General features: G+C 67.0%; 1 protein-coding gene. It reads left to right on the top strand.

Annotated elements, in window-relative coordinates:
* Positions 1–166: 166 nt before the first annotated feature.
* Entirely contained in the window at positions 167–14,029 is a 13,863-nt protein-coding gene (locus HQ354_RS04760) for a non-ribosomal peptide synthetase (RefSeq protein WP_222634260.1), read from the top strand.
* Positions 14,030–14,188: the final 159 nt, after the last annotated feature.

The raw sequence follows: 14,188 nt of genomic DNA, 5'->3' as shown, positions 1-14,188 counted from the left end.
GGCGGCCGGTACGGGGAGTTTGCCGACGGATCATTCGGATGCCGACCTGATCAGGTGGGTATCCGAACAATCCGTCGGCGAACTGGGCGGTGGTCCGTTCGTCAGTAGGCTTCGTACGGCTGCGATAATCGAGGTTTCGCGAGTGGTGATTGGGAGGACGAGGTAGATGGTGTCTGGTGGGTCTGGTTCGCAGTCGGCGGCGATCGAAGATCTACCGGGGTTGGTCGGACGGGTCGCCGCAGGTCAGGCCGACCGTGTCGCCGTCGCTGTCGGTAGTTCGACCGTCACGTACGGAGACCTGCACCGCGAGATCGGCAACCTCGACACCGCCATGGGCGGAGTGCTCGGCGCCGACGCGTTGGTACCCCTCGCACTCTCGACGGTCGCGCCGGGTGCCGTCGAAGCGGCCGACGGTGGGCTGGAGGGGATCGTCGCGTCCGTCGTCGCCGACGCCCGAGAGGTGCTCGGCGAGGTCGCTGCGGTCCCCGTCGCCGAGACGCTCGTCAGTCGTTTTCGCGACCAGGTCGAGCGCACCCCCGACGCGGTCGCGGTGACCTTCGACGGGACCGAACTCACGTATGCCGAATTCGACGGCCGGGTCAATCGTCTGGCCCGTCGCCTCGTCGAACTCGGAGTCGGCCCGGACGTTCGCGTCGGTCTGTCGATCTCGCGGTCGCTCGACCTCCTCGTCGCGATGTACGCGATCAGTGCTGCGGGAGGCGCGTACGTTCCCATCGACCCCGGACATCCCGCCGATCGCATCGGCTACGTCGTCGACATCGCCGAGCCCATTCTCGTGCTCACCACGTCGACCGAGGACGTCGCGCTACCGGGCGACGTTCGTGCGCTGAACGTGGACACCGAAGATCTGGCGCAGTACGCGTCGGAACCGCTCGTCGACGACGAACGCAACGGTGCGCTCGATCCGGCGAACACGGCGTACGTCATCTTCACGTCGGGTTCGACGGGACGCCCGAAGGGTGTCGCGGTCTCGCACGAGGCCATCGTCGCGAACCTCGACTGGCGGCAGGCCGACTACCCGCTGACCGCCGACGACGTCGTTCTGCAGAAGACTCCCTTCACGTTCGACGTGTCGGTGTGGGAATTCTTCTGGCCGCTGCAAGCAGGCGCACGGCTCGTCGTCGCCGCGCCCGACGGCCACCGCGATCCGGCGTACATCGCCGAGACGATGAGCACGCACGGCGTGACGACCGCACATTTCGTGCCGTCGATGCTGTCGGTGTTCCTCGGCCAGTTCGACTCGGACCAGGCGCCGACGATTCCGAGCCTGCGGCAGGTGTTCGCGTCGGGCGAGGCACTGCCTGCGTCGACGACGGCTCGTTTTCACGAGGTGTTCGACGCCGAACTGCACAATCTCTACGGCCCGACCGAGGCTGCCGTCGACGTCACGTACCACCGCACCGACAGCTCCGACCTCGTGTCGGTACCGATCGGCGTCGCGGTGCCCCGCACCGGACTGCACGTGCTGGGGGAGGGCCTCGACCGCACTCCGCCCGGCGTGCCCGGCGAGCTCTACCTGTCGGGTGTGCAGCTGGCGCGCGGATACATCGCCCGACCCGATCTGACCGCCGACCGGTTCGTCGCCGACCCGTACAGCGACTCCGGCGAGAGGATGTACCGCACCGGCGACCTCGTGCGCTGGAACACCGCAGGTGTCTTGGAATACTTGGGCCGCACCGACTTTCAGGTGAAGCTTCGTGGTCTGCGCATCGAACTCGGTGAAATCGAAGCGGCGCTTCTCGCTCAGGAGACGGTCCGCCAGGCTGTGGTCGTCGTCCGTTCCGACGACTCGGATTCCGGGGTCGACGATCAGCTGGTTGCGTACCTGGTCACGACTACCGGTGAAGCCGACTCCGCTGCACTGGCCGCCGGTATCCGCGGCACGCTGCCGGACTACATGGTTCCGGCCGTGTTCGTCGTGCTCGACGAGTTCCCGCTGAACGCGAGCGGAAAGCTCGACCGCAAGGCCCTCCCGACGCCCGACGTCACCCTCGCGGCCGCCGAATACCGTGCTCCGGCAACCGAAGTCGAACGCACCCTGGTCGCCGTCTTCGAGGACATCCTCGGAGCCGAACGCGTCGGCGTCGACGACGACTTCTTCGCACTCGGTGGTAACTCGCTCAGCGCGACCCGCGCGATCGCTCGCGTCGGTGCCGAACTGTCGATCAAGCTCGACGTGCGTGCATTCTTCGACGCACCGACCGTCGCCGGTCTCGCGAAGTCGGTCGACGTCGCGCAGGCCGACGGTTCGTCGGCGCGTGAGCCGCTGACGAAGCGTGAACGTCCCGACGTCGTTCCGCTGTCCATGGCGCAGCAGCGCATGTGGTTCCTCAACCGCCTCGACCCGAACTCGGCCGTGGACAACATTCCGGTCGCGATCAGGCTGTCCGGGCTGCTGGACGTCGACGCGTTGCAGGCTGCGATCTACGACGTCGTCGACCGGCACGAAGCATTGCGCACCGTGTACCCGGAGGTCGACGGTGTCGGTCGCCAGGTCGTGCGTGAGACGGACGACGCCGCGCCCGATCTGCTTCCGGAACGCGTCGACGAAACGGCGTTGTACGGCCGCGTCGTCGATGTCGTGTCGCAGGGATTCGACGTGACGGCCGAGGTACCGGTTCGACTGCGCCTGCTGCAGGTGTCACCCACCGAGCACGTGTTGATTCTCGTCGCGCATCACATTGCGGCGGACGGTTTCTCGATGCTTCCGCTGACGCGCGATGTCGTCACCGCGTACGCCGCCCGCAGCGACGGCAACGCTCCAGGATGGGCGCCCTTGGCCGTGCAGTACGCGGACTTCGCGCTGTGGCAGCGCGCGGTTCTCGGCTCGGAGGACGATCCTCAATCGTTGATCTCCGCGCAGGAACGATTCTGGCGCGGCGCGTTGGCGGACCTGCCCGAACAACTGGACCTGCCGTCGGACAGGCGACGTCCCGCCGTGGCGTCGGGACGGGGTGCGACGTACGCGACGGACATCGACGCGTCGCTGCGCAGTTCCATCGAGGCGCTGGCAACGACACAGTCCGCGACGCCGTTCATGGTGGTGCACGCCGCGCTGTCGGTGCTGCTGGCTCGGCTGTCGGGAACCGAGGACATCGCGGTCGGAACACCCGTCGCGGGTCGTGGCGAGGAAGCTCTCGACGACCTCGTCGGCATGTTCGTCAACACGTTGGTCCTGCGCGCCGTCGTGGACCCGGCCGACCCGTTCACCGACCTGCTCGCCGCCGTGCGTCGCTCCGATCTCGACGCGTTCGGGAACGCCGACGTGCCGTTCGAACGTCTCGTCGAGGTACTCGATCCACCGCGATCGAGGGCGCACCACCCGCTGTTCCAGGTGCTGCTCGTGTTCCAGAACCTCGGGACCACCAGCCTGGAGTTGCCGGGCTTGACCGTGTCCGGAGTCGAGTTCGACACTGCCGTCGCGAAGACCGACCTTCAGGTCACCGTCTCCGAGAACGACGCGCAGTGGAAGCTCGAATTCACCTACGCCACCGACCTGTTCGACGAGTCGACCATCGCGACTCTGGCGTCGCGGTTGATCGGTGTCCTCCACGCCGTGACCACGGATGCCGGGACGGTCGTCGGCGACATCGAGCTGATCGACAGCGCCGAGCGCACGACGGTGCTGGAGACCTGGAACGTCACGAGCCACGACGTAACCGACGAGTTCGTGCTCGACGCGTTCCACCGGATGGCGTCGAGCACGCCGGACGCGGTGGCGCTGTCCTTCGACGACGAGACCGTCACCTACCGCGAGTTCCGTTCGCGTGTGACGACTCTCGCGCGCCATCTCGTCACACTCGGTGTCGGGCCCGACATCCTGACGGCCGTCGCGATTCGCCGGTCCGTGGACATGGTCGTCGCGCTGTATGCGGTGATCGAGGCGGGCGGCGCCTACGTACCGATCGATCCCGACCAGCCGGCCGAGCGCAACGACTACATTCTCGACGTCTCCGAGGCTCCCGTCGTCCTGACGACGACTCGCGACGTTTTCGTCGCGCCGCGAACGAACGTGGTCCGTATCGACACGCTCGACCTGTCCGACTACCGGGCCGAGCCGTTGGTGGACGCCGATCGTCGCGGGCCGACGCACCCGGATCAACTTGCGTACGTGATCTTCACGTCCGGCTCGACCGGTCGTCCGAAGGGTGTCGCCGTACCGCACCGCGCGGTGGTCAACCAGATCGCGTGGATCGTGAACGAATACGGACTCGGCGGGCACGATGTCGTCCTGCAGAAGACGCCGTTCACGTTCGACGTGTCGGTCTGGGAACTGTTCGGTGCACCGGCGTCCGGTGCTCGAATGGTCATCGCGCGTCCCGACGGTCACCGCGACGCGACCTACCTGGCCGACGTCGTCGAGCAGAAGGCGGTCACCGCAACCTCGTTCGTACCGTCGATGGTGCCCGTGTTCACCGCCGAGATGGCCGCGCGGGATGCGTCGTCGCTGCGGTTGATTCAGCTTGCGGGAGAAGCGCTTCCGGCGTCGGTCGTCACCGGACTCGCCCGAGCGGCCGATGCGCAGGTTCACAACCTGTACGGGCCGACCGAATTCACCGTGCACGCGACGAGCAGGCCGGTGGCAGGCGTCGACGGCCGCGAGCTGCACGACACCACGGCACCCATGGGCACCCCGGTGTGGAACACCGCCGCGTACGTTCTCGACGGTCGGCTGAACCCGACGCCCGTCGGAGTCGCCGGCGAGCTCTACCTGGCGGGCGTGCAGACCGCGCGCGGGTACCACGGCCGATCGACGTTGACCGCCGAGCGGTTCGTCGCCGACCCGTTCGGTGGCGGACGGATGTACCGGACCGGCGATCTCGTGCGGTGGAACGCGTCCGGCGAACTCGAATACATCGGACGCACCGACTTCCAGGTCAAGCTCCGTGGCCTCCGTATCGAACTCGGCGAGATCGAAACGGTCGCGCGCACAGCACCTTCGGTGTCCGACGCGGTTGCCGTGGTCAAGAGCGATCGCCTCGTGCTGTACGTCGTCGCGGGTACACCGGTCGACCTCGAGGAGCTGCGTCGGACGCTGGCGGCGGAGCTGCCGTCGTACATGGTTCCGGCAGCGTTCGTCGTACTCGACGCCCTTCCGACCAATGCGGCGGGCAAGCTCGACCGTGCGAAATTGCCGGAGCCCGAACTTCAGGTCCGCGCCTTCCGTGCGCCGTCGACGCCTGTCGAGGAGATCATCGCGTCCGTCTTCGGCGACGTGCTCGGAGTCGAACGCGTCGGCGCGGACGACGACTTCTTCGCGCTCGGCGGTAACTCGCTGATCGCGACGCAGGTCGTTTCGCGACTCGGTGCTGCGCTGGACACGACCGTCCCGGTTCGTCTGTTGTTCGAGGTGTCGACCGTCGCCTCGCTCGCGGTGCGCATCGAATCCGAGGTGGGCAAGGGCGCTCGTGTCCCGCTGACTCCGCAGGAACGACCGGATCACGTTCCGCTGTCGATGGCGCAGCAGCGCATGTGGTTCCTCAACCGCCTGGATCCGGAGTCCGCGGTCAACAACATTCCCGTCGCAATTCGTTTGTCGGGCTTGCTCGATCGACATGCGTTGCACGTTGCGGTCGCCGACGTGCTGTCCCGTCACGAGTCGTTGCGGACGGTGTACCCGGAGATCGACGGCGTCGGCTATCAAGAGGTCGTGTCCACTCGGTCGGTCATTCCCGACCTGGCGCCGATCCCGGTCGACGCCGAGCAACTGGCTGCGTCGATCGAGGAGACGGTGCTCGCCGGATTCGACGTCACGACGCGTGCCCCGTTCCGCGCGAGCCTGTTCGAGGTGAGCTCGACCGAGCACGTTCTCGTGTTCGTCGCGCATCACATCGCGGCCGACGGCTACTCGCTCGGTCCGCTGACGCGTGACATCGTGCGTGCCTACACCGCCCGCGCGGCAGGTCTCGACCTCGACTGGGAGCCGTTGCCGGTCCAGTACGCCGACTACGCGCTGTGGCAGCGCGAGGTGCTCGGCTCGGAGGACGATCCCGAATCGGTCATCTCCGCGCAGAAGGAGTTCTGGCAGAAGACACTTGCCGGCGCGCCCGAGCAGCTCGACCTTCCGTTCGACCGTCCTCGTCCGGCCGTCGCGTCGGGGCGCGGCACGTCGCATCGGTTCGACATCGATGCGTCACTGCGGAGTGCCGTCGAGAATCTGGCATCGGCGGAACGTGCCACGCCGTTCATGGTGGTTCACGCCGCACTGTCCGTGCTGCTCGCGCGCCTGTCGGGCACCGACGACATCGCCGTCGGCGCTCCGATCGCCGGCCGCGGTGATGCTGCACTCGACGACATGATCGGCATGTTCGTCAACACGCTCGTGCTGCGGACACGTGTCGACGCACCAGCTCGTTTCGACGAGGTGCTGGCTCAGGTCAGAGAGTCCGATCTCGCGGCGTTCGCCAACGCCGACATCCCGTTCGAACGACTCGTCGAGATCCTCGATCCGGCTCGATCGACGGCACGGCACCCGCTGTTCCAGGTGGCGTTGTTCTTCCAGAACCTCGGTCGCTCGGAACTCGACCTTCCGAACCTCAGCGTCTCCGCAGTCGACTTCGATGCGGGCACCGCCAAGTTCGATCTGCAGGTCGCAGTGTCGGAGCCGGCTGAAGGTGACGGCTGGTCGGTCGAATTCAACTACGCGACAGATCTGTTCGATCTTTCGGGCATCGAGCTGCTGCAATCGCGATTCCTCGCCGTCCTCGAGGCGGTGACGACGAACCCGGCATCGGTCGTCGGCGACATCGACGTCACGACCGAACCGGAACGCGACGCCCTGCTGCGCGCATGGAATGCGACGGACCACGAGCTGCCGGCTGCGTTGCTTCTCGATGGGTTCGACGCCGTCGCCGCCGAACGTCCCGACGCAACGGCCCTCGTGTACGAGGGCGTGTCGCTCACGTACGGCGAGTTGTCCGAGCGCGTCGACTCGCTGGCGACAGTGCTGACGGCGTCGGGGGCAGGACCGGAAACACGTGTCGCTCTTGCCGTTCGACGGTCCGTCGATCTGGTCGTGGCGATGTACGCGGTGCTGCGTTCCGGTGCCGCCTATGTTCCGATCGACCCCGACCACCCGGCCGAGCGCATCGGCTACATCCTCGACGCCGCGGCACCTGTCTGTGTGCTGACCAGGTCCGAGGACGAGTTCACGCCGCCGGTGGACGTTCCGGTCGTCGACGTGCACGCTCGGCCGGAATCCGGCGCGACATTCACCCCGCCGCTTCTCTCGCCGGACTCCGTCGCGTACGTCATCTTCACGTCCGGATCGACGGGCAGGCCGAAGGGCGTTGCCGTCAGCCACCGGGCGATCGTCAATCAGATGCAGTGGATGCAGTCCGAATATCGACTGGGCGCAGCGGACGTCTATCTGCAGAAGACCGCGACGACGTTCGACGTGTCCCTGTGGGGATTCTTCCTGCCTCTACGCGTCGGGGCCACTCTCGTCCTCGCGACGCCGGACGGACATCGTGACCCCGCCTACCTCGCCGACGTCATCGCACGACATGCGGTGACCGTCACGGACTTCGTGCCGACCATGCTGTCCGTATTCGCAGCTGCGGTGACACGGGCATCGATCGCGAGCCTGCGCCAGATCTTCGTCATCGGCGAGGCACTGCCCGGCGAGGCCGTCCGAGACTTCGCTCGCGTCTCCTCGGCGCGCGTCCACAACCTGTACGGCCCGACCGAAGCGGCAGTGTCGATCACCTACGCCGACGTGACCGACACCGCAGCTGGTGCAGCCGTGACCATCGGTGTCCCCGAATGGAATTCGGCGGTCTACGTTCTCGACTCGCGACTGCACCCGGTACCCGTCGGTGTTCCCGGTGAGCTGTATCTGGCAGGCGTTCAGCTTGCTCGTGGCTACCACGGGCGCGTCGACCTCACGTCGGATCGGTTCGTCGCGAACCCGTTCTCCGAGCACGGCGCTCGCATGTACCGCACCGGTGACCTCGTGGAGTGGCGTGCCGACGGCACGATCGACTACATCGGTCGGACCGACTTCCAGGTGAAGTTCCGCGGACAGCGCATCGAGCTCGGCGAGATCGAGGCTGCCTTGGCCGCGCATCCGTCCGTCGGTCTGTCCGCGGCTGCTGTCGTCGCCACCGATGCCGGTGATCAACTCGTCGGTTATGTCGTTCCTGCGGGTACCGACACCGTGGACACGGACGCACTGCGCGCGGCGCTGGGGCAGACGCTGCCGACGTACATGGTCCCCGGCGCAATCGTGGTACTCGCCGAGTTCCCGCTCAACACGTCGGGCAAGCTCGACCGAAAAGCGCTTCCCGCACCGGAATTCGCCGCCCGACAATTCCGTGCACCGTCCACGCCGGTCGAGGAGATCGTCGCGGGAATCTTCGCCGAGGTACTCGGTGTCGAACGCGTCGGTCTGGACGACGACTTCTTCGCGCTCGGCGGTAACTCGCTCGTCGCGACGCAGGTGGTGTCGAGACTCGGTGCGGCACTGGACTCGTCGGTTCCGGTCCGGACGCTGTTCGAGGCGCCGACCGTCGAGGCGCTGGCGGCAGGCGTCGAATCGCACACCGGCGGACGCGTCGCACTGACGGCGATGCCGCGACCGGACCGGATCCCGCTGTCGCTCGCACAGCAGCGCATGTGGTTCCTCAATCGGCTCGATCCCGGCTCGGCCGTCAACAACATTCCGGCAGCGGTGCGGTTGACGGGAACGCTCGACGTCGACGCGCTCACCGCGGCGATCGACGACGTCGTCGCACGGCACGAGATCCTGCGCACCGTGTATCCGGAGTCGGACGGCACCGGCATCCAGGTCGTCATGCCGGTGGCGTCGGGACGCACCGATTTCCGTGTGGAGACCGTCGCCGAGGCCGATCTGTTCGACGTCGTGACGACGCTCGTGACGGAGGGCTTCGACGTCACGCGACGGGTCCCGCTGCGTATCCGGCTTCTCGAGGTCGGCGAGAACGAGCATGTGCTCGTCGTCGTCGCGTATCACATTGCCGCAGACGGGTTCTCGATGATTCCGCTGATGCGTGACGTGATCACCGCGTACGTGTCGCGTGCCCGCGGTGAGGAACCCGGCTGGACGCCACTGCCGGTGCAGTACGCCGATTACACGCTGTGGCAGCGCGAGGTCCTCGGTTCGCCGGACGAGAAGACGTCGCTGATCAGTAAGCAGGAGACGTACTGGACCACCGCGCTGGCCGGGCTCGACGACGAGATCGAACTTCCGACGGACCGGGCACGGCCGTCGGCGTCGAGCGGTAGAGGTGCGGCGCACTCGCTGACGCTCGACGAGACCACGACCGCAGCAATCGACCGGGTGGCTGCCGAACGGGGCGTGACCCCGTTCATGGTCGTGCACGCAGCGCTGGCCGTCTTGCTGTCGCGCGTGTCCGGCAGCGAGGACGTCGCCGTCGGTACGCCGGTCGCCGGTCGCGGTGAGGCCGCACTCGACGACGTCATCGGCATGTTCGTCAACACCTTGGTGCTGCGGACGCAGATCGACGGCTCGCAGAGCTTCGGTGACGTTCTGGCTCAGGCACGCGAGGTCGATCTGTCCGCGTTCGCGCATGCGGATCTGCCGTTCGAGCGGGTCGTCGAGGTCCTCGATCCGCCGCGTGTGCAGGGACGCCACCCTCTCGTGCAGGTCCTGCTGACGTTCCAGAACTTCTCGTCGTCGTCCTTCGAACTGCCCGGGTTGACGGCAGCCGCGGTCGATTTCGATTCGGCCGTCGCGAAGATGGATCTGCAGGTCACGGTCTCCGAGCCGCACGAGCAGTCGGACGGTACGCGTGGTCGGTCCGTCGAAATGGTGTACGCCACAGATCTGTTCGACGCGGACACGATCACGGAGCTGGGTCGCCAGTTCGTCGCGGTTCTACACGCCGTCACGGCTGACATCGAGACCGCCGTCGGCGACATCGAGTTGGTCGACGCAGGCGAACTTCACTGGTTGGTGCGTGGGGTCAACGCGACCGATCACGCCGTCGACCCGTCGGCGACGTTGGTGTCGATGTTCGACGCGCAGGTGGCGCGCACACCGGATGCCCCCGCGTTGACGTTCGACGGCCGGACGATCACCTACGCGCAGTTCGACGCCCGCGCGAACCGACTCGCCCGGTACCTGATCGGTCGCGGGGTCGGTCCCGAGTCGACGGTCGCCGTTGCCATCGGGCGATCCTTCGAGCTGATGGTCGGCATCTACGCGGTACTGAAGGCCGGCGCCGCCTACGTGCCGGTCGATCCGTCGCAGCCGACGGAGCGCATCGCCTACATCTTGGACACCGCACGCGTCGCGCTGACGCTCACCACGACGCGCGATCGCGGCGATTTCGGCTCCGAACTGCCGATCGTGATCGACGACCTCGATGTCGCCGAGTTCTCGGACGCGCCGGTGACGGACGCGGAACGCAGGAGGCCGGTGAGCGCGTCGGATGCGGCGTACGTACTCTTCACGTCCGGATCGACGGGCAAGCCGAAGGGTGTGGCGATCGAGCATCGCGCGATCGTCAACCGACTGGTGTGGATGCAGGCCGAGTACGCACTGACGCCTGCCGATCACGTCGTTCAGAAGACACCCACCACGTTCGACGTGTCGGTGTGGGAGTTGTTCTGGCCGTTGCAGATCGGTGCGCGTCTCGTGATCGCCCGCCCCGACGGCCACCGCGATCCGGTGTACATGGCACGACTGATCGAGGCCGAAGGCGTAACCGTGGCGCACTTCGTGCCGTCGATGCTCGGTGTGTTCGCGTCGGAGCCGGCGGCCTCGGCGGCTGGGTCGTTGCGCTGGGTGTTCGCGTCCGGTGAGGCGTTGCCGTACTCGACCGCGAAAGCCTTGTCCGACGTGTTGCCGTCGACGACTTTGGTGAACCTGTACGGCCCGACCGAAGCGGCCGTCGACGTGACGTATCACGAGGTCACCGATGCGGACACCGCAGGCGTTCCCATCGGCCGACCCGTGTTCAACACGCAGGTCTACGTGCTCGACGCCAGGCTGCGTCCCGTGGCAGTCGGCGCGGTGGGCGAGCTCTACCTCGGCGGTGTCCAGCTGGCTCGTGGTTACGCGTCGCGTCCTGACCTGACGGCCGACAGATTCGTCGCCGATCCGTTCGGCGACGCAGGCGAAAGGCTCTATCGCACAGGCGACTTGGTGCGATGGAACCGCGAAAGCGAGCTCGAGTACATCGGGCGTTCCGACTTCCAGGTCAAGCTGCGCGGTCTCCGCATCGAGCTCGGGGAGATCGAATCCGCGGTACTGGCGGACGAGTCGGTGGCGCAAGCGGTCGTCCTGGTACGTGGTGAGCGTCTGGTCGGATACGTGGTGCCCGCTGCCGGCGCGTCCATCGACGTGGACACGGTGCTGACGTCGGCGGCCGAAGTGCTGCCGGAGTACATGGTGCCCTCGGTGCTGCTGGTACTCGACGCGCTTCCGCTGGGTCCGTCGGGCAAGCTGGATCGAAAGGCGCTGCCGGAGCCCGTCTTCGAGGCTGCGGAATTCCGCGCCCCGACCACCGATGTCGAGCGCATCGTGGCCGAGGTCTTCGCAGAGGTTCTCGGTGTTCCGCAGGTGGGACTCGACGACGACTTCTTCGCGCTCGGCGGCAACTCGTTGATCGCGACGCAGGTGGTCTCACGCGTCGGTGCGGCTCTCGATGCCGAGATCCCGGTGCGGACCATGTTCGACGCGACAACCGTCGCGGCGTTCGCGGCAACGGTCTCCGAACTGGCGGGCACGGGTGTTCGCCCGGCCCTCACCGCGGGGCCGCGACCGGAACGTATCCCGCTGTCGCTTGCGCAGCAACGTATGTGGGTGCTGAACCACCTCGACCCCGAGTCCGGCGCATACAACATTCCGCTGGCAGTGAAGCTCTCCGGTGATCTCGACACCGACGCGCTCGGACATGCGGTGGCAGACGTCGTCGCCCGGCACGAGTCGCTGCGCACGATCTATCCGTCCGACGCCGACGGCCCGCAGCAGCGGATTCTGGCTCCGGCCGACGTTGCGTTCGATCTGACGCCACGCGCGGTCGACAGCGAAGCCGACGCGACCCGCGTCGTGGCCGAGCTCGTTCTCGGCGGGTTCGACGTCGCCGACGCAGTACCGGTCCGCGTCGGTCTCGTTCGGCTGTCGCCGCGGGAGCACGTTCTCGCGCTCGTCGTGCATCACATCTCGGCCGACGGTGCGTCGATCGCCCCGTTGGCACGCGACGTCATGGTCGCGTACTCGGCGAGGGTCGCCGGTCAGGCGCCGGAATGGACAGAACTGCCGATCCAGTACGCGGACTTCGCGTTGTGGCAGCGGGCCGTCCTCGGAGCCGTCGACGACGCCGATTCGGTTGCGGCGGAACAGCTGAGCTATTGGACGAAGACGCTCGCAGGCATTCCGGACGCACTCGATCTGCCGACCGATCGGCCACGTCCGGCCACGCAGTCGATGCAGGGTCGATCCGTCGACTTCGACCTCGACGCCGAATCCCATGCGCAGCTGGCCGCATTCGCACGTGACCGCGGCGCATCGCTGTTCATGGTCGTGCACGCCGCACTCGCGGTCCTGCTCGGGCGTCTCAGCGGCAGCAGCGACGTCGTCGTCGGTACGCCGGTGGCGGGTCGAGGGGCAGCCGAGTTGGACGAGCTCGTCGGCATGTTCGTCAACACGCTTGCGTTGCGCACCGAGATCGATCTGGGTGGAACTTTCTCCGGGCTCGTCGACGAGGCGCGGACGGCCGATCTCGGTGCCTTCGGTAATGCCGACGTACCGTTCGAGAACGTCGTCGACGCCGTGGTGCCCGCGCGTTCGCAGGCGCGTCATCCGATCTTCCAGGTAGCGCTGTCGTTCCAGAACCTCGAGCGCGTGCGCCTGGATCTGCCGGGCCTGACGGTCGAGGGTCTCGATGCGGGGGAGTTGGGCGCCAAGTTCGACCTGCAGTTCACCGTCGAACCACGGACGGACGCAGACGGCCACCCTGCGGGGTTGTTCGGATCCCTGCTCTACGCAACGGATCTGTTCGACGAGCCGACCGCTCGAACGTTCGGTGACCGGTTCACGCGCATTCTGCGTTCCGTGGCTGCGGACCCGTTCGTCATCGTCGGCGACATCGACATCATGAGCGAACAGGAACGGGCCCTCACCCAGGCGCATGCCGCGCCGGAGGCCGAGACCGCCCCTGCCTCGTCGGTGTCGCTGGACAGGTCCCTGCCGCAGGTGATCGGTTCTGTCGTCGAGCTGGATCCCGACGCTCCCGCCGTCGCGGTCGACGGTGAGGAACTGTCGTACCTCACCGTCGAGGGTCGCGCCGCCCGATTGGCACGAGTGCTCATCGGTCGCGGTGTCGGACCGGGAGACAAAGTCGTCGTCACGGTGCCCGTGTCGGTGGATTGGGCAGTCGCCGTGCTGGCGACGACGTTCACCGGAGCGGCCGTCGTCGTGGGTGAAAGCGACTGCGACGCACAGGCACTCGTCGAAGCCGTGGGTGTTCGGCTGGTCCTCGGACGAGACGGATCGGACGTGCCCGAGGGGCCGGAGGTGCTCGAGGTCGACGACGCGTCCGTCGTCGGTGCCGTCTCCGATGCATCGCCCAGGCCGATCGCGTACTCCGAGCGCACACGCTTGCTCGATCCGTCGGACCCTGCGGTCGTCGTCGTGACGGGTGACGGAACCGTCGAGGAAATCGGACAGAGCACGCTCGTGGCTGCGCTGACCGAAGCGAACGGGCGATACGGAGTGACGTTCGAGTCACGGCTTCTCGCTGCGTCCGACGCCGGCGATGCCTGGCAACTGTCGGCCCTGTTGGCCGCAGGTGTCGTCGGAGCGGCGTGGGTCGTGCCGAGCGGGGACGGCGAGCTCGCGGACCTCGTCCTCGACGAGTGGGTCACGCATGCGTTCGTACCGGCGGCCGACACAGGCGAACTCGGCGGTGACGACTTCGAGGATCTCGACGCCGTAGTGGTCACCGACGGCGGTTCGGCCGACGAACCGGACGGCGTGACGCTGTTCGTCGGCGGGAAGTCGTTCGGCCGAATGCAATAGTCGGGCCGATACGGGGCAGAGCCAGGAACGACACCATTCGAACGGTGTAAAAACTGCAAATAGCTTGAAATTTGCGGTTTGAACCAACCGAATGGTTTACAGTGATCGGCGTTGTCATCCAGCAGCGCGGTGTCGGCATGTGGACGCGCGTGCGCTGGA

The sequence above is a fragment of the Rhodococcus sp. BP-261 genome (assembly GCF_019835205.1).
GTDB lineage: Bacteria > Actinomycetota > Actinomycetes > Mycobacteriales > Mycobacteriaceae > Rhodococcoides > Rhodococcoides kyotonensis_B.
Note: the sequence above shows the minus strand (reverse complement) of the source record. Positions and strands in the feature narration are given on the sequence as shown.